General features: G+C 72.9%; 17 protein-coding genes. 10 read left to right on the top strand and 7 right to left on the bottom strand.

Annotated elements, in window-relative coordinates; genetic code table 11:
- Window positions 1–39 precede the first annotated feature (39 nt).
- Window positions 40–510 carry a hypothetical protein gene (locus tag LH044_RS16875; RefSeq protein ID WP_227756756.1) on the top strand — a complete coding sequence of 157 codons (471 nt, stop codon included), beginning with the start codon at window positions 40–42 and terminating at the stop codon, window positions 508–510.
- 60 nt (window positions 511–570) lie between these two features.
- Here the strand turns inward: LH044_RS16875 and LH044_RS16870 are convergent, their stop codons facing one another.
- From LH044_RS16870 to LH044_RS16860, 3 genes are all read right to left on the bottom strand, one after another.
- Complete coding sequence (locus tag LH044_RS16870; protein ID WP_227756755.1) at window positions 571–1,065, bottom strand: DcrB-related protein; 495 nt, start codon at window positions 1,063–1,065, stop codon at window positions 571–573.
- Between the two features lie 98 nt (window positions 1,066–1,163).
- Window positions 1,164–2,594, bottom strand: a complete 1,431-nt coding sequence (locus tag LH044_RS16865) for an NAD(P)-binding protein (RefSeq protein ID WP_227756754.1) — start codon at window positions 2,592–2,594, stop codon at window positions 1,164–1,166.
- 112 nt (window positions 2,595–2,706) lie between these two features.
- Window positions 2,707–3,162 carry a nuclear transport factor 2 family protein gene (locus LH044_RS16860; protein WP_227756753.1) on the bottom strand — a complete coding sequence of 152 codons (456 nt, stop codon included), beginning with the start codon at window positions 3,160–3,162 and terminating at the stop codon, window positions 2,707–2,709.
- A gap of 24 nt (window positions 3,163–3,186) precedes the next feature.
- On the opposite strand from LH044_RS16860, the gene LH044_RS16855 reads away from it, so the two are divergent.
- From LH044_RS16855 to LH044_RS16840, 4 genes are read left to right on the top strand one after another with little or no spacing between them, the layout of a single operon-like run.
- Window positions 3,187–4,368, top strand: coding sequence for a sulfotransferase family protein (locus LH044_RS16855; RefSeq protein ID WP_227756752.1), 1,182 nt, complete (start codon window positions 3,187–3,189; stop codon window positions 4,366–4,368).
- Between the two features lie 25 nt (window positions 4,369–4,393).
- Window positions 4,394–5,662 (top strand): hypothetical protein, encoded by a 1,269-nt coding sequence (locus tag LH044_RS16850; RefSeq protein WP_227756751.1) that lies wholly within the window; start codon window positions 4,394–4,396, stop codon window positions 5,660–5,662.
- On the top strand, window positions 5,659–6,489 hold the full coding sequence (locus tag LH044_RS16845) for an oxidoreductase (RefSeq protein WP_227756750.1): 831 nt from the start codon (window positions 5,659–5,661) through the stop codon (window positions 6,487–6,489). Before LH044_RS16850 ends, LH044_RS16845 begins: the two co-directional genes overlap by 4 nt.
- On the top strand, window positions 6,486–7,421 hold the full coding sequence (locus tag LH044_RS16840) for an SDR family NAD(P)-dependent oxidoreductase (protein WP_227756749.1): 936 nt from the start codon (window positions 6,486–6,488) through the stop codon (window positions 7,419–7,421). The genes LH044_RS16845 and LH044_RS16840 overlap by 4 nt, the downstream gene beginning before the upstream one ends.
- 17 nt (window positions 7,422–7,438) lie before the next feature.
- Here the strand turns inward: LH044_RS16840 and LH044_RS16835 are convergent, their stop codons facing one another.
- From LH044_RS16835 to LH044_RS16825, 3 genes are all read right to left on the bottom strand, one after another.
- On the bottom strand, window positions 7,439–8,098 hold the full coding sequence (locus LH044_RS16835) for an HAD family hydrolase (protein ID WP_227756748.1): 660 nt from the start codon (window positions 8,096–8,098) through the stop codon (window positions 7,439–7,441).
- A complete protein-coding gene (locus LH044_RS16830) occupies window positions 8,095–8,268 on the bottom strand; it encodes a hypothetical protein (protein ID WP_227756747.1) in 174 nt (57 codons plus the stop codon). The genes LH044_RS16835 and LH044_RS16830 overlap by 4 nt, the downstream gene beginning before the upstream one ends.
- Before the next feature lie 144 nt (window positions 8,269–8,412).
- Window positions 8,413–9,369 (bottom strand): type IV toxin-antitoxin system AbiEi family antitoxin domain-containing protein, encoded by a 957-nt coding sequence (locus LH044_RS16825; protein ID WP_227756746.1) that lies wholly within the window; start codon window positions 9,367–9,369, stop codon window positions 8,413–8,415.
- A 2-nt stretch (window positions 9,370–9,371) separates the two neighbouring features.
- Between LH044_RS16825 and LH044_RS16820 the strand changes: the two genes are divergently transcribed.
- From LH044_RS16820 to LH044_RS16810, 3 genes are all read left to right on the top strand, one after another.
- The gene (locus LH044_RS16820; RefSeq protein WP_309568848.1) at window positions 9,372–10,571 is read left to right on the top strand and encodes a methylenetetrahydrofolate reductase C-terminal domain-containing protein; all 1,200 of its coding nucleotides are present in this window, start codon (window positions 9,372–9,374) and stop codon (window positions 10,569–10,571) included.
- Window positions 10,568–11,338, top strand: a complete 771-nt coding sequence (locus LH044_RS16815) for a class I SAM-dependent methyltransferase (RefSeq protein WP_227756745.1) — start codon at window positions 10,568–10,570, stop codon at window positions 11,336–11,338. Before LH044_RS16820 ends, LH044_RS16815 begins: the two co-directional genes overlap by 4 nt.
- 249 nt (window positions 11,339–11,587) lie before the next feature.
- Complete coding sequence (locus LH044_RS16810; protein ID WP_227756744.1) at window positions 11,588–12,121, top strand: DUF6790 family protein; 534 nt, start codon at window positions 11,588–11,590, stop codon at window positions 12,119–12,121.
- A gap of 48 nt (window positions 12,122–12,169) precedes the next feature.
- Here the strand turns inward: LH044_RS16810 and LH044_RS16805 are convergent, their stop codons facing one another.
- Entirely contained in the window at window positions 12,170–12,616 is a 447-nt protein-coding gene (locus LH044_RS16805) for a nitroreductase family deazaflavin-dependent oxidoreductase (protein WP_227756743.1), read from the bottom strand.
- Window positions 12,617–12,870: 254 nt separating this feature from the next.
- Here LH044_RS16805 and LH044_RS16800 point away from each other — a divergent pair, with 254 nt between their 5' ends.
- Window positions 12,871–16,614: an MBG domain-containing protein gene (locus tag LH044_RS16800; RefSeq protein ID WP_227756742.1), complete on the top strand. Its 3,744-nt coding sequence runs from the start codon at window positions 12,871–12,873 to the stop codon at window positions 16,612–16,614.
- Window positions 16,615–16,745: 131 nt separating this feature from the next.
- Complete coding sequence (locus tag LH044_RS16795) at window positions 16,746–17,717, top strand: Gfo/Idh/MocA family protein (protein WP_227756741.1); 972 nt, start codon at window positions 16,746–16,748, stop codon at window positions 17,715–17,717.
- Window positions 17,718–17,731 lie beyond the last annotated feature (14 nt).

The raw sequence follows: 17,731 nt of genomic DNA, 5'->3' as shown, positions 1-17,731 counted from the left end.
CGTACCGTCGACCGATCGCCGTGAAGAAGGGAGCTGGCGATGTCGCAGCACGTCGTGGTCCGACCGACCATCGGCCTCTACCTCCGACGGGTGTTCAACTCGAACGACGGCAAGCTCCTGCTGTTCGCCGCCGTCCTCGTCCCGGCCATCGGCTTCGGCGTGTCGCCGGCCCTTGGCGTGGGCCTCACCGTGCTCGTCCTCGCCGGCGCCGCCTTCGCGCTGCTCATGACGAAGGCGTCGGCCGAGCCGGGGACGCTCGTCGTGTCCGGACCCTTCCGCCGGCGTTCGTTCCGCGTCGAGGACGTGACCGCCGTGCACCTGCAGCCGATCAGCTACGTGTTCTTCCCCGGCGGCACGCCGATCGCGTCGTCCTACCGGATGTACGTCACCGCGTCCGACGGCGGGAAGCCCGTCGAGGCCCCGGTGTTCGCGACGGAGCGCCATCGGCAGGAGGACGTGCAGGCCATCGTCGGGCGTCTGCTCGCCGCTGCGCAGTCCAGCCCTGCGTGACGGCAGGGCAGCCCCTGACGGGCCGGCCCGCACACCGCCAGGCTCCGATGGCGCGTTCGATCACCCGGTCCACGTGACCGACCGCTGCGGGCCTCGGCGCGGTCCCGCCCCGGAACCCGCACCGGACGGCCTCGTGGGACCGTCGACCTCGACCGAGCGCAGGACGTCGAGGAACGTCCGGATGTGCTCCCCGGCCACGGTGGCCGGTGCGGTCCCCGTCGCCGTGTACCCGCGACCCTCCCTCGTGGCGTACGCCTGCACCTGCGCCACCCGTACGCCGTCCGGGGGCGTCCACTCGAACTGCCGCAGGTACCCGTCCATCCCGAAGACCCCCGTCTCGTCGACGCGGTGCTCCACGTAGCCGGGGAACTCGCGGCGCAGCAGCTCGCCCTGGGTGGCGGCGTACTGCGCCGTCGTGATCGTCGGATCGAGCGGTTCGGACGAGACGATGACGTTCGCCTGCCCGGAGGGGGCGAGCAGGGTGATCGACTCCTTCACGAACCACCCTGCGGGGACGGTGACGCCGATCGTGCCCTGGTACCGCTGCTCCGACATGGCGCTCCGATCCGATCGACGACCGCGTGCGACGGTACGGAGCGAGGGCGCGGGGACACCTCCCCGGATCGTGCCATCGTGCGGCACGCGGTCCGACGTCAGGACAGCGGCGCGGGCGCCTGGTCCGACCCGGTCGCCGCCAGGAGCCGCTCGAGGTTCTCGAGCGCGGGGAAGAGGCTCGCCGCCATCACCTCGAACGCGTCCGCGACCGCGGGGTCGTCGAGGTGCGCCGAGGCGCCCCGGGCCGGGTTGAGCCGGCACGCCTCGGTCCACGCCGCGAGCGCGGGGACCGTGGATCGGGCGCCGAGGCCACGCATGCCGGCGTCGGCGAAGGCCAGCAGGTCATCGACGTGACCCGTGAACACGACGGGTGGGCACAGCTGGTTCTTCAGGTCGTCGTCGCCGTCGACCAGCGCCTCGACGGCGCCGACCGTCGCCGCTCCCCACGGCACGAAGCCGAGCGTCACGTACTCGAGCGTGAGGTGCCCGGGGGCGAAGAGCGGCCGTGGCGTGGTGGGCCGCACCCCTGCGGCGGTGCAGTCGACGTAGACGTGCCCGGGAGGCGTGGGGAGCTCGCCGTCGTCGAACGTGATCCGATCCGCCGCGACCTGCCGGACTCGGCCCCGACGCACGACGTCGTCGATCGAGCGCAGCGCCGCGACCTCGGCCACGCTCGTGGTCGCACCCCGGAAGGCGGTCGGCTCCACGGCGGGATCGATGCGGAGGAACACCTCCGACGCCTCGAGCCGGTGCGCGAAGTCCCGGGCGTCCTCGGCCTCGGCGGCCGCGGCGATCCACCGGGCCTGGAGCTGCATGAACGATCCCACCAGCTCGCCCGGTTGGGTGTAGGCGCGGTTGAAGTACCAGCCGTCACGGGATCGCACCCATCGGATCCGGTCGGGGTCGACCCCCATGTCGAGCAGCCACCCGCAGGTGTCCATCGCCGTCTTCCCGCCACCGATGACGGTGTAGCCCGACGGCGGGACCCCGGGCAGGACGAGGTCGTTGGGCGGCACGACCGTCGCGCCGGCGTCGATGGCGAAGCCGGGCGTGTGCGTCTTCGGGATGGACGACTCGGTGTAGGTGGCGTCGACGAGCCGGCGCCGCACGTGCACGGTCCGCTCGTCACCGGTCACCAGCGACCGCAGCGTGTGCGTCCCGTCGGCACCGGCGGTGTGCTCCACCAGGCCGGCGAACCGCACGCGCCCCGTCGGCAGCAGCACCTGCTCGAGGACGGCGTCGTAGTAGCCGACGATCTCGGCGGCCGTCGCTCGCTCGTAGAAGCCGGCGTTGGGTCCGGATCGGTCGATGCGATCCTCGCCGAGCCGTCGCGAGGTGACGCCGTAGGTCGCCGAGGGCTGGTGGAGCCGGACGAACGGGTAGGCGTCGAGCCAGTGGCCGCCGGGCCGGTGGCGGCGGTCGACGAGCAGCACGTCGCAGTCGTCGCGCTCGGCGACCAGCGCGTCGACGAACGCCATGCCCGACGCGCCGGCGCCGACGACCAGGTAGTCGACCTCGACATCAGCCATGCGGACCCCCTTCCCGGACTTCGCGCCACGACGGTAGTGCCCCGCCGTCGCGCGATCACCGGAGGCGGCGCGCGGCCGGCCCGGCCGCGCGCGCGGCGCGCCGCTCGTGGCGTCAGCGGAGGTCGAACAGCAGGTGCTGGCTGAGGTCGCCGGTCAGGTCGACGAACATCTCCCGGGTGCGGAAGCACCAGTCGCCGTCGACGCGGTGGAACGTGTCGTGGTAGCGGCCCGCGATGATCGCCTGCAGCGGCAGGACCTCGGTCTGCTGGAGCACGGTGAAGTAGGACCGGGCGGACGGCGTGCCCGACGCGTCCAGCTCGACCGCGACGTTGGTGGTGACGTGCTTCGTCCGTGGTGTGCCGTCCTCGTAGAGGCGGGTCGACCCCTCGTACAGCGCGAGCACCTGCTCCGAGCCCTCCAACGAGGCGCCCGGGGCGGGGATCAGCCGCCCGTGGCGGAACAGCTCGGCGACGCCGGGCAGGTCGCCGGCGTCGATCCGCTCGGCGTACGCGTAGACCAGGTTCTCGATCGCGCGGGCGTCGGCGGGCTGGAGGTCGGGCACGGCCATGCGGCGGGATGGTAGTGATGCGCCGTGGCATCGGACCCGGGGGACGTGTTCGACGAGGACCGGCTGCTCGCCTCGGCGCGGCGGATCGCCGGGTCGGACGACCTGGGCGAGGAGCCGTTCCTGGACCCGTTGCGAGCCCTGCTCGACTCGCTGCGGTCGGCGTCGCTGAACGACATGGGTCGGATGATCTGGCGAGGGACGCTCCTCAAGAGCCTCTCGCAGCGGGCCCGCGCCGAGCGGTGGTGGCACGAGCACCCCGAGATCCTCGAGGAGCCGATCCGCGCACCGATCGTCGTGGTCGGCATGATGCGGTCCGGCACGACGCTGCTCCAGCGTGCGCTGGCGAGCGACCCGCGACTGACCTGCGCCTACGGATGGGAGGTCGGGGAGCCGGCACCGCGTCCGGGTTGGGACCCGACGGCGCCCGATCCCCGCGTGGCCGACGCCGAGGACCGCGAGGAGCAGGTGCGGACCTTCGCGCCGGAGCTGTTCGCGATCCACCCCACCTACGTGCACGAGGCCGAGGAGGAGATCGTGTTCCTCGGTGACGCGTTCCTCTCGCACATCCCCGAGGCCTCGTGCGACGTCCCGGCCTACCGGTCGTGGGTGGACGAGCAGGACTTCGCGCCGGCGTACCGGTGGCTGCGGCTGATGCTCCAGCTGCTGCAGTGGCAGAAGCGCCGACGGGGCGAACCGCTGCGGCCGTTCGTGCTCAAGACGCCCTCGCACCTCGGCTACCTCGACGTCCTCCTGGCCGAGTTCCCCGACGCCCACATCGTCCACTCCCACCGGGACCCGGTGGACGTGATCACCTCCGGAGCGTCGCTCAACGCGACGCTGTGGCGCATGCACTGCGACGACGTCGACCCTGACGAGGTCGGCCGGCAGTGGCTCGAGCGGATGGGCTGGTCCTGCGACCGTGCGCTCGCGGCCCGGGCCCGGATCCCTGCCGAGCGCATCACCGACGTCCGCTTCTCCGATGCGGTCGCCGATCCACCCGCGACCGTCGAGCGCATCCTCGCAGCGGTCGACCTGCCGGCGACCGACGCGTCACGGGAGGCGCTCGGGGCCTGGCTCGACCACGACCGCCGCCGCGAGGCGCTGCCCGTGCACCGCTACCAGCCGGCGGACTTCGGCCTCTCGCCCGAGGGCATCCGGAAGCGCTTCGCCGACTACAGCGACGCCTTCCTGCAACCGACGAGCTGACCACCGGCCGCGCGAAGCTGCCCGGATGCCACCGCAGCCCCACGCGCACGACGGCCACCCGGTCGCCACCCCCGAGCAGCACGAGCACGAGCTCGCGGCTCTGGCCATCTGGGAGCACCCCGTCGTCGCCGAGGCACGGGAGGTCCTGCGGGACGAGTGGCTCGAGGTCCAACGACCGTCGCCGGTGATGCGCGACTGCTTCGACTGGGCGTTCGAGGAGGTCATGTTCTCCGCGGCCATCTGGTCGTCGAACCAGGACCCCCTCCACCCCAAGGTCACCTGCATCACGCGCCTCGAGCACCCCGTCGAGGGCCGCCGCATCCCCGGCACCCGCTGGGGCATCGACAACCCCGACTCGATCTACCGGGTCATCCCGATCTCCGGCGACGAGCGCTACGAGATCCGGGGCCGGGTCGGCGAGCACCGGATGACCGAGAACTACTTCACGCTGTGGGACGACTCGATGGGCACCGAGGCGCTGCTCGACGGCCACGACCTCGTGACCGCGTCCGACGGATCGTTCGTGGTGACCGTCGACGGCGATCCGGCGGACGGGCGACCGAACCACGTGCAGTCGACGCCGAAGGCGCACGAGTTCTACATCCGGGACGTCATGCTCGACTGGTCGTCGGACGATCCGAACTGGCTCGAGATCGAACGGCTGGGCCCGCCGCCGTCGAGGGGACCGCTCGACGAGGACGAGCAGGCGGAGCGCACCGCCCGGTACATGCGGAAGTTCGCCGAGTTCAGCCAGGGCCTGGCGAAGGGCATGACGATGGGAAAGCCCAACCGGTTCCACCTCGCCTACTCGGCCGACCAGGGGGGCGCGCTCCGCAACCAGGTCTACGTCGGCGGGCACTTCCGGCTCGAGGACGACGAGGCGTTCGTGATCGACGTGGACGACGGCGGCGCCGCCTACTTCACCGTGCCCGTCTCCAACGTCTGGGGCACCACGATGTCGATCGCCGACCGGACCGGCAGCCTGAACAAGGCGCAGTCCGAGCCGAACGCCGACGGCACCTGGACCTACGTCCTGTCGGGCACCGACCCGGGCGTGCACAACTGGATCGATCCCGGCGGGCTCTCCGAGGGGATCCTGACGTTGCGGATGGCTGAGTTCCCCGACAAGCGCCCGAACGAGGGGCTGTCGGCGTCGGGTCGGGTCGTCGCGCTGGCGGACCTCGAGTCCGCGCTCCCGGCCGGCACCCGCGAGGTCGGCGCCGACGAGCGCGCTGCGCAGCTGGCCGAGCGCGCCGCCGCCTACGCACGGCGCCTGCCGGAGGTGCTGCGATGAGCCGCTGGCTGATCACCGGCTGCTCCACCGGCATCGGCCGCGCCATCGCCGTCGCCGCGCTCGACGCGGGCCACTCCGTCGTGGTGACCGCCCGGCGGCCGGAGGCGGTGCAGGACCTCGTCGACGCGCACCCCGACCGGGCCGTCGCCGTCGCGCTCGACGTCACCGACCGCGGCCAGATCGAACGAGCGGTCGCGCTGGCGGTCGACACGTTCGGCGGGCTCGACGTCCTCGTCAACAACGCCGGGTACGGCTACCTGTCGGCCGTCGAGGAGGGCGACGACGCCGAGGTCCGCGCCCTGTTCGACACCAACTTCTTCGGCGTGGTCGACGTGATCAAGGCGGTGCTGCCGACCATGCGGGCGCAGGGCAGCGGCCGCATCGTGAACGTCAGCTCGATGACCGGGATCGTCACCAACCCGCCCAACACCTACTACTCCGCGACCAAGCACGCCGTGGAGGCGCTCACCGAGGGCCTGTCGAAGGAGGTGGGGCCGCTCGGCATCAAGGTCAGCGCGATCGAGCCGGGTGCGTTCCAGACCGACTACCTCACCCGGTCGATGCACGTCGCCGACAGCGACGAGGCCTACGGCCACGTGACCGAGCGCAAGGAGCTGATGCAGGCCTTCGCCGAGCACCTGCCGGGCGATCCGGCCAAGCTCGCCGGCGCGGTGCTGCAGCTCACCGAGCTCGACGATCCGCCGCTGCGGCTGCTGCTCGGCAACGACGTCCTGCACGCCTACCGGGAGAAGGCGGCCGCCTGGTCCGCGAGCGTCGACGAGTGGGAGCCCCTCACGACGTCGATGGACCTCGACCGGCCGGCATGACCGCCTTCGGTGCGGAGTCGACCGCCGAGGAGGTGCTCGACGGCGTCGACCTGACCGGCACGACGGTCCTCATCACCGGGACGTCGTCCGGTCTGGGGGTCGAGACCGCCCGGGTGCTCGACGAGCGCGGCGCCCGGGTCATCGGCGTGGTCCGGGACGTCGAGAAGGGCCGCCGCAGCCTGGACGAGGTCGGCGCCACGGGCGTCGAGCTGTACGAGGCCGATCTCGCGTCGCTCGCGTCGGTCCGCTCGTTCACCGACGCGTTCGTCGCCGATGGCGGCGGACCGATCGACGTGCTGATCGCCAACGCCGGGATCATGGCCTGTCCTCGCGGGGCGACCGCCGACGGCTTCGAGCTGCAGTTCGGGACCAACCACCTGGGCCACTTCGTGCTGGTCGGCCGGCTGCTCCCCCAGCTGCTCGCGGGCGCCCCGTCCCGGGTCGTCGTCCTGTCGTCGGCCGGCCACGACTGGAGCGACGTCAGCCTGGACGACCCCGGGTTCGAGCGCACCACCTACGACGAGTGGGTCGCGTACGGGAGGGCCAAGACCGCCAACGTGCTGTTCGCGGTCGAGCTCGACCGTCGCCTGCAGGCAAGCGGCGTCCGAGCCACGGCGCTGCACCCCGGCGGGATCATCACCGACCTCGGTCGCCACCTCACCGAGGCGTCGATGAACGCCCTGGTCGAGGGGCGCGGGGGTGCGGACGTGACGTTCAAGTCCGTCCCGCAGGGCGCGGCGACGACGGTCTGGGCCGGCTTCGTGGCCGATCCCGACGAGGTGGGTGGTCGCTACTGCCAGGACTGCGCGGTCGCGCCCGTGGTCGACCGGCCGGGCGACGCCGGTGTCATGAGGTACGCGCTCGACCCCGACACGGCCCGGGCGCTGTGGGACCTGTCGGAGGAGATGGTCGGCGAGTCGTTCCCGACCTGAGCGCCGACGTCGGCGGGCTACGGCAGCAGCTGGCCGAGCGGGCCGGTCCGCCACTGCTGGCGCAGGTCGCCGACGTGGCGGTACACGGCGAGCGCACCTTCCTCGGTGAGCTCGTGGCGGCTGAACCCGCCCGACTCGACGCCCGCCGTCGCCAGACCCGCCGCCCGGGCGGCCTGCACGTCCCAGATCGAGTCCCCCACCACGAGCGCACGCCCACGGTCGACGTCGCCCGCCGCCAGCGCCGCCTCGAAGATGTCGGGTGCCGGCTTCGAGGAGTCGGCGTCGTCGGAGCTGGTGGCGGCGTCGATCACGTCGGCGACCCCGAGCAGGTCGATCATCGCCTCGACGTGGTCGGCGGGCGACGAGCTCGCCAGCACGACCCGCACACCGGCGTCGTGCAGCGCGCCCACCAGCTCGCTCGCCCCGGGGAAGGCGGTGACCTCGGCCCTGAGCTGCTCGTAGTTGCTGCGCCACCGGTCCACCGCCGCATCGTCCGCCTCGCCCAGGAGCCGCTCGGTGAGCTGGTCGCCGCCCATCCCGACCAGACGGTGGATGACGTTCATCGCGACCTGGTGGCCGCCCTCGCGGAGCGCCCTCGACCAGGCCAGCGTGTGCAGGTAGTTGGAGTCCACGAGCGTGCCGTCGACGTCGAACAGGACGCCCGGTCCCCCGGTCATGCGGGCGGGTCGTCCTCTCGGTTCTCGGCGGCCTGGCGCTCCCCGGTCGGCCGGGTCGGGTTGCTCGGATCGGCGGCCACCTCGGCCGGATCGCGCCGGCTGGTCGGGCCGGTCGCCGCCTCGCCCTCCGTGTCCTCGTCGGGGTCGGGATCGGGGTGAGGCTCGGGCATCGGTCATCCTCGTCGGGGGTCGGGGCGTCCCTACCCAGGACGCGCCGAGCCGTGCGGCCCCGCACACGATCGACGCCGCCCGTCGAACGTGTGCGAGATCGGCCCGTCACGGGCGGCTCCCGCACACGATCGGCCAGAAGGGCGTCAGCCGCCGCGCCGGAGCAGCACGCGGCGCTCGGCGTGGGCGGCCACGATGTCGGCGACGACCTCGTCGGGGACGTCGCTCACCTCCTCGTCCAGGATCCGGAGGGTCTGCCACCCGGCTGCGGCGGCCCGTCGGTCGCGACGCCGGTCCCGGGCCATGTCCCGCTCGCGGGCGTGCCACGGCCGGCCGTCGACCTCGACGATGAGCTGGACGTCGGGCCACGCCCGGTCCACGAACCCCTCGACGGGCCCGCCGTCGGCGACGAGCAGCGACGGCAACGGGTACTCGCGCTCGGCCGGCGGCAGACCGGTGAGGGCGAGCAGCTCGTCCGCCGAGCGCTCCAACCGGCTCCGGGGCGTCGGGTCCGACGGTCGGCGCTCGTCGAGCAGCGTCGCCAGCGTGCCGATGCCGCGCCGGCCCCTGCGGTTGACCTGCCGGAGGACCCGGCCGATCCGACCGATCGATGTCCGTCGAGTGGTGATCGTCAGCTGGTCGAGGAGCCACTCCGTCCGCACCGGAGCGAACACCGACGTCACGTCGACGAGCGCACGCTCGATGGTGGTGGTGACCAGGCCGTCGACAATGCACAGGTGTGGCGGGACGAGGTCCCGGACCCGGTGGATCCGTACGCCGGGCAGGTCGGTGCGGGCGCCTGGTCCGGTCGAGATCGCGACCACGAACGGGACGCGGTCGACGCCGTGCAGGAACAGCGACGACTCGTGGCTGGGCACTCCCCCACCCACGGCCAGCACCGCGGCGTGCACGAGGCTGGGCCTGGGCACGCGACCGCCGCCCAGCCAGTACACGGACGGGTGGATGCGCTGGAGGACACCGGCGTGGTGGGCGGTGCGGACCTGCTTGCGCGAGATGCCGAGCGACACGGCCTGGTCGGCCGAGAAGGTCCCGGCCTGGTCCTTGGACAGCTCGACGAGCCGGGCGAGCGAGTCGGATCGCACCCGTGGACACGACCACGGTGCCGATCGGATGGGCAACGGGGACCGATCCCCGTTGCGGTCCGGGCCGTGCGGCGGGTACTGGAGCCCGAACGTGTGCGAGCAGCGCCCTCCACGGGCCGGCCCCGCACACGATCGACAAGAGCTGCGTCACGCCCATCGACGCCGCCCGTCGACTGAGGGGGCACTGCGCCGGGTACGGGCGCACCACCATGGCCGAGCTGTCGCCGCGATCGGACTGCCCGAAGCGGATGGTCTTCGGCCCCTGCGGCGGCGTGCGGTCCGGCGATCGCTGCGAGGTGGACGACCGCACGTGCCCGTTCGTCGGCCGACCGGCGCCGGCGTGGCCCGAGGCGCGCGCCGTGCCGACGCCGGCACCCCGGGACGGGTCGGCCCCCTGGCTGCTCACCGACGTCCGCCCCATCGCCCCCACGTTGGCGGCCGCCGGCGCCACCGCCGACCTCTACGCGGGGTGGACCGACACCGTCCTCCTCGGCGAGCACCACGAGGAGGTGGACCTGCCCAACGTCCTGATGGCCCAGATCGCGCTCGACCGAGGCCTCTCCCCCTGGGTGACACTCACGTGCCGTGACCGCAACCGCGTGGCGCTGGAGGCCGACCTCGTCGCGCTCCAGCAGCTCGGCGTCGCCGGGGTCCACTGCGTGACCGGCGACGCGCGGGCCCCGCACGTGCGGCCGGGCTCCGCGCCGGTGTTCGACCTCGACAGCCTGCGGCTCACCAGGATGGCGGCGGCGTTCGGGCTCCTCGTGTCGGTCGCGGAGACGCCGCAGGCCCCGCCGATCGCCGGCCGACCCGGCCGGGCCGCGGACAAGTTCCGGGCCGGCGCGACCTGGTGCATCGTCAACGCCGGCGTGACCGCGCCCGAGCTCGAGGAGTTCGTCCGCCTCGTGCGACGGCAGGTGCCGGACATGCGGTTCGTGGCCTGCGTCCCGGTCTTCACCGATGCCGAAGGAGCCGAACGGCTGCGGCGCCTGCCGGGCGTCCGGCTGGCCGACCGCGAGGTCGCGCACGTCCTCGCTGCGACCGACCCGGTCGAGGCCGGGGTCGAGGCCGCGGTCGCCGAGGCGCGGGCCTTCCTGGCGGTCGAGGGGGTCGAGGGTGTGAACCTTTCGGGACCGGCCTCGACGCACGGGGCCGCGGAGCGAGCGGCGGTCATGCGAGCGGTCACCGAGCGGCTCCGATGACCGCCGGGGTGGACGCGACCCACTCGGACGAGTTCGATCTCGTCGCCGCCTGGACCGCCGAGCTGGCCGCCGGGCGCGATGCCCAGACGATGCTCGCGGCGGCCTGCCGGGGCAGCGGGAGCCCCGCCGCGCTCGCCTGGCTCGGCGAGGCCCTGCACCTCGATGCCGACACCACGCTGCTCGACGTGGGGTCGGGTCTCGGCGGACCGCTCCAGTGGGCGGTGGAGCGCCACGGGGTCAGGCCCCTGGCCGCCGAGCCCATGCCACGGGCGGCACAGGGGGCGGCCCGGCTGTTCGACCACCCCGTGGTCGTCGCGCCCGGCGACGCGCTGCCGGTGAGCTCCGCGAGCGTCGACGCGGCGTGGATGCTCGGCGTGCTCGACACGGTGGAGGAGCCGGGGCGATGCCTGGTGGAAGCACGGCGGGTCCTGCGCCCGCACGGCCGGCTCGGGCTGCTCGCCTACGTGGCGGACGGACCCGTCGACCCGGAGGACGCGCCGGACGGCAACACCTTCCAGACGGCGGACGACCTCCGGGGTGCGCTCGCCGACGCCGGGTTCGTCGTGGTCGAGCGCATCGTGAGCGACCAGCTGCCACCGCCCCCGATGGACTGGCGCGTCCGGCAGGAGGCGATCGACCGGGAGCTCGAGGAGCGGCACGCCGCCGATCCCCGCTGGGCGCGGGCCCGGGACCAGGAGCACCGCTTCGGCCGGCTCCTCTCGTCCGGCGCGGTCCACCCCGAGCTCGTCCACGCGATGTGCATCTGAGCGGTCGGCGCGCCGACCGCTGCTCACTCCTCCTGGTCCGGCTGTCGTCGCCCACGCCCTGACCTCCGCTCGCTGGCCACCGCCTCGTTCCGTGGCCGGCCCGAGGGTAGCGACGCGCCTCGCGTGGAGCAGGGGACGCCTGCCCGCGCTCCCGACGCCAGATGGGTGGGCGCGGATCCACCGCCGCGTGCCGCGAGGAGTCCGACAGGGCCGTCGATACCCTCGAACCGTCAACCGAAGGGGCACCACATGTCGTCAACCGTCGACCGAGCCGCGGTGGCCGAACCGGCCGCCGGAGCACCACCGGCACCCGTGCGCGCGCTGCTGGCGCTCGCGCCGTTCGCGGGGATCATCTGCTTCGCCGTCGCCGAGATCATCTGGCTCGCGTCCGGCGGCGAGGGGAACTGGCAGCGGATCCTCGTCCTGAACGCCGTGACCTACCTGATCGGTGCGCAGGCGCTGGGCGCCGGGCTCGGGCACATGTTCTGGGGACCGCCGATCGCCCGGTCGATCGGCTGGCAGCCGAGCCCGTTCCAGTGGGAGGTCGGCGGGGCCAACCTCGGGATCGGCATCGCAGGGGTCATGGCGGGCTCGTTCGGCACCGACTACTGGCTGGCCGTGATCATCGCGGCCATGACGTTCCTCTGGGTCGCCGGCATCGGCCACATCCGGGAGATCGTGCGCGAGCGCAACTTCGCCATCAACAACGCCGGCCCGATCCTCTTCCTCGACTTCCTCGCCCCGGCGTTCTGCCTCGTCGTGTGGCTGCTCTGGGTCGGCTGACCTCGGACCGTCGAGCGTGACGGCGGTGGACCCGGGCGCCGGCCCCGGTCAGGTCGCCGGCTCGAGCACGAACAGCGGGATGGCCCGGTCCGTCGCGGCCTGGTAGGCGTCGTAGTCCGGCCACACGGCGCGCGCCCGGTCCCACCACTCGGCCTTCTCGTCGCCCTCGACCTCCCGGACGGTGTAATCCCCGAGATCGGCGCCGTCCTGCAGGCGCGCGACGGGGTTGGCCCGCATGTTGTGGACCCACTGCGGGTTCGTCGGTGCACCGCCTTGCGAGCCGATCACCGCGTACCGACCCCCACCGTCGGCCACGCGCACCAGCGGGGTCTTGCGGACCTTGCCGGAGCGGGCGCCGAGGGTCCACAGGACGATCCACTGGTCGCCGACGAGGTCGCTCGGCTCGGCGCCGTCAGTCCGCTCGTAGCGCTCGACCTCGAGCGCGATCGGCTCCCACGGGCTGGGCTCGTACTCGGCGTCGTCGAACGCTGACATGTGCACCTCCTGGGCGTGACCCGGCGGTTCCGGGCGGTGTTCGGCGGCAGCGGCTCGGCCGCGGGCCACCATCGGTCGCTGCAGCCTCGCGCTCCTCCGACCGCTCCGCCGTCGCCGGCGGCGCGCTCCTGGATCGAGACCAGATGCGAGGAGAACCTCAGTTCCCTCACATGTGTTACGTTCCGTTCACCAGGGTGCTCACAGGGGGATCCGGCGACCCGCCGGTCGGTGAGCGGCTGTGGAGGGGGAGAACGATGACCACGTCAGTCCACTCGTCGTCGCGCGCGCGCCGTGCCGGACCTGCCGGGGAGAGCCGTCGACGGCACCCCCGCGCGGTCACGACCCGGCGCCTGCTCGTGATCGCCATGTCGGTGTGCACCGTCGCCTGGGCGGCGGCCTGCGTCCCGCCGGTGGAGCAGCCACCCGCCGGAGGACCGGTGACGGTCACCGCGTCGTCGGTCACGATCGCCTACGGCGACGAGGTGCCGGCGACCACGCCGTCCTACACGGGGCTCCCCACCGGGCAGACCCAGACGACGGTCCCGGCGAGCTGCACCACCGACGCCACGCCGACGAGCCCTCCCGGCACGTACGCCACGGTGTGCACCGGTGCGGACCAGCCCGGCTCGACGATCACCTACGTCGACGGGACCGTCACCATCACGCCCGCGCCCGTCACCGTGACGGCGTCCTCCGCGTCGATGGATTTCGGCGGGGCGGTGCCGACGATCACGGCGTCCTACGACGGACTGAAGAACGGCGACGTCGCACCGGCGGTGCTGCCCGAGTGCTCCACGACGGCCACGTCGTCGAGCCCCGCGGGCACCTACCCGTCCTCGTGCGCCGGTGCCGACGACCCCAACTACTCGTTCACCTACGTGGACGGCGTGGTCGGCGTGGGCACCACGGTCGTCACCGTGACCGCCAGCTCGCCGTCGAGCACCTACGGCTCGGCCGCCCCGGCGATCACCGCGACCTACTCGGGTCTGACCGGGGGCGAGACGGAGCCCGCGACGCCGCCCACCTGTTCCACGACGGCCTCGTCGTCGAGCCCGGTCGGGACCTACCCGTCGTCGTGCTCCGGCGCGGCGGACCCGAGCCACACCTTCGTGTACGTGGACGGCACCGTGACCGTCGACCCGGCGGCCGCCGTCGTGACGGCGGCCTCGGCCACGGTCCACTTCAACAGCCCGGTCCCGGCGGTCACCCCGTCGTACTCGGGTCTGGTCAACGGCGACAGCGCTCCTGCGACACCGCCGACCTGCTCGACCACGGCGACCGACGTAAGCGAGGCCGGCACCTACCCGTCGACCTGCTCGGGCGCCGCTGACCCCAACTACACGTTCACGTACGTGGACGGCGTCTACACGATCACGACGGCCGACGTGCCGGTGACGGTCACCGCCCCGTCGGTCACGCTGACCTACGGCGACGACGTGCCCGCGCTGACGCCCACCTACAGCGGGTTCTTCGGCGGCCAGACCAGCCCGGACACCGAGGCGAACTGCACCACCGAGGCCACCTCGTCCAGCCCGGTCGGCACCTACGCCACCACCTGCTCGGGCGCCGACGACCCGAACTACACGTTCGACTACGTCGCCGGCACCGTCACGGTCACGCCCAAGGACGCCACGGTGACCGCCTCGTCCGAGTCGTTCGCCTACGGCGGCACGGTCCCCGAGATCGAGGCCGCGTACTCCGGCCTCGTGAACGGCGACACCGCCGCAGCGACCGAGCCGACGTGCTCCACGACCGCGACCTCGTCCAGCCCGGTGGGCACCTACCCGTCGACCTGCACGGGCGCCGCGGACCCGAACTACACGTTCAGCGAGGTCGACGGCACGGTCGAGGTTGCGAGGGCCGAGGCCGAGGTGACCGCCTCGTCGGCCGCCATGACCTACGGCGGCACGGTGCCGGCGATCACGGCCTCGTACACCGGCCTGGTCAACGGCGACACCGCACCCGCGGTCGCCCCGACCTGCTCGACGACGGCGACCTCGTCCAGCCCGGTCGACTCGTACGCGTCGACCTGCTCGGGCGCCGACGACCCGAACTACACGTTCAGCTACAGCGACGGTGAGGTCGAGGTCGACCCGGCGGCCGCGGTCGTGACCGCCTCGTCGTCGTCGGTCGTCTACGGCGGCTCGGCGACGGTCACCCCGTCGTACTCCGGCCTGGTCAACGGCGACACCGCGCCGGCGGACGCCCCGACCTGCTCGTCGACGGCGACGTCGGCGCCCGTCGGGACCTACCCGTCCTCGTGCGCCGGCGCCGACGACCCGAACTACACGTTCACCTACGTGGACGGCACCGTGACGGTCACGCCCGCCGCGGCCACGATCACCGCCTCGTCGGGCGGCATGACCGAGGGCGACGCCGTCCCCGAGATCACCCCGTCGTACTCCGGCCTGGTGAACGGCGACACCGCCGCCGCCACCCCGCCGACGTGCTCGACCACGGCCACCTCGGCCAGCGGGCCGGGCAACTACACCACGGCGTGCGCCGGCGCGGACGACCCGAACTACACGTTCACCTACGTGGGCGGTGCGTTCCGGGTCCACCCGACGGCACCGCTGCCGCTGACGGTGACGGCGACGTCCGCCGACCTCGAGCTCGGTGCCACGCCGCCGGCGATCACCCCGATCTACTCGGGTCTGATCCCCGGTGATACGGCACCGTCGACGCCGGCGACGTGCTCGACCACGGCCACGGCGTCGAGCCCGATCGGCCAGTACGCGACCACGTGCTCGGGTGCTGCGGATCCGGACTACGACATCACCTACGTGAGCGGCAACATCGCCGTGCACCCGTCCGACGGCTACGCCGAGTACGACCCCACCGCCCTCGGGACGACCATCACGGCCGCCTCGAACGGCGCCTCGGTCAGCGCCACCACCATCAACGTGGCCTCGACCGCCGGCTTCGGGACCTACCAGAACCTGACCATCGAGACGGTGGCGAACGGGGCGCAGGCGCTGTTCTGCAAGACCCCCAACGGCACCAGCTTCAGCACGTGCAGCTCGAACGGCGCCACGGGCACCATGGCCACGGGCGGCTGGGTGAGCAACGCCGCCATGAGCCGGTTCGACGTGTACACGGTGGCCGGCGGCAAGGCGAACCTCGCCGCCGGCTCGGTCACCATCCTGAGCGACGTGCCCGCCGCCCAGCGGGGCATGACGTCCCGGGTGACGGCCGACGCCAACAACGGCGTGATCACCTACGTGCAGTCGGCGGCGCCCACCGGCACCTTCGACCTCACCTACGGGATCTGCCGCAGCGGCACGACCACGTACTCGGCGTCGAGCCCGAACTGCTCGACCGGCGTGATCCACTACAACCCGGGCGTCACCTCCGACATCGGGGCCGACGTCACGGTGCTGTCGGTGACGAACCACACGTACCAGAAGATCGACACGGCGGTGACCGGGCCCAGCACGGTCAACCCGAACCAGGTCTTCAAGGTGCGGGTGGCCCCGGCGCCGGGGGCGGTCCCCCGCCTCCAGCCGTCGTCGCTCGGCGACGCGACCGTGAACAACTCGCAGCGGTTCAGCAACACGTACCCGATCCCGGCCGGCTTCACGGTGCAGAGCTTCCGACTCATCGGTGGTGACGCCACGTCGACGTCGGCGACCGCGGCGAACGCGGCCACGGCGACGCTGTGCACGACGTTCAACTCGGGCGCCTGCACGGCGAAGGCCGCGTCGGGCAACTACATCAACAACAGCCAGCCGTACATCGTGGTGGCACTCCCGAACGGCGCGTCGCTGCCGGGCGGGCGTCAGATCACGATGCCGACGCTCGAGGTGACCCTCAAGGCCACCGGTGCGTCGGGCACGATCGGCAACTTCAAGCTGACCGAGGTGCTCAACATCACGAGCGCCACCCTGATCGTGGGCACGACGGCCACGTTCGACGGCTACCCGACCAACCCGGTGAACCTGAACGCCACCCCGCCGGTCGGGACTCCGGCGATCCTCGGCACCGTGAAGATCAACTGACGCACCGACGACAGCACTGACGAGCCGGCCCGCCGTGACGACCACGGCGGGCCGGTGCGTCCGGGGCCGGTCCTGGCGCGCCGCCGTCGTCGGGGCGGCCGGCCGGACGCCCGTCGCGCGACACTGCGGTCATGGTGCGCTGGGGCGTGATCGGACCGGGCGGCATCGCCACGAGGTTCGGGAACGCGATGACTGCGGTCGACGACGGCGAGATCGTCGCGGTCTCGTCCCGATCGATCGACCGGGCCCGCGACTACGCCGACCGGTTCGGCGTTGCATCTGCGTACGAGGGCGTCGACGACCTCCTCGCCGACGATCGGGTCGACGTGGTGTACGTGGCGACTCCCCACTCGCGCCACGAGGCCGACTCCCTGGCCGCGCTGGCGGCGGGCAAGCCCGTCCTCTGCGAGAAGGCGTTCGCCCTCGACGCCGCGCAGGCCTCCCGGATGGTCGAGGCCGCTCGGGCCGCCGGACTGTTCCTCATGGAGGCGCTCTGGTCCCGCTTCCTCCCGGGCTACCGCCGGCTCCGGGAGCTGCTGGACGAGGGCGCCATCGGCGACCCCCTGCTGGTCGAGGCCGACTTCGGCTTCCAGAAGCCGTTCGACCCGGCGCACCGGCTGTTCGACCTCGCCCAGGGCGGCGGGGCGCTGCTCGACCTGGGGATCTACCCGGTGCAGCTCTGCACCTTCGTGCTCGGCCTGCCGGACCGGGTGGTCGCCGACGGGGTGGTCGGCCCGAGCGGCGCCGACGAGACGGTCGCAGCGCTCCTGCACCACCGCCACGACCGCCTGGGGGTCGTGAAGGCCTCGACGCAGGTGCCGATGGCGTGCACGGCGAGGATCGCCGGCACGCAGGGATGGGTGGACATCCCGGCGTTCATGCACCACCCCGACTCGCTGGCGGTGCACGGCGCCGCCGGCACCCACACCCTCGACACCGCCTACGACGGCGACGGACTGCGCTTCGAGATCGAGGAGGTCCACCGCTGTCTCGCCGCCGGAGCGCTCGAGAGCCCCGTGATGCCGCTCGACGAGTCGATCGCGCTGATGCGGATCCTCGACGACATCCGCGCGCAGATCGGCGTGGTGTACCCGGGGCTCTGACGGCGTCGGCCCGG

Source organism: Dermatobacter hominis (assembly GCF_020715685.1).
Taxonomy (GTDB): Bacteria; Actinomycetota; Acidimicrobiia; order Acidimicrobiales; family Microtrichaceae; genus Dermatobacter; species Dermatobacter hominis.
The sequence above is the reverse complement of the archived record's forward strand: the minus strand, read 5'-3'. Positions and strand labels throughout refer to the sequence as shown.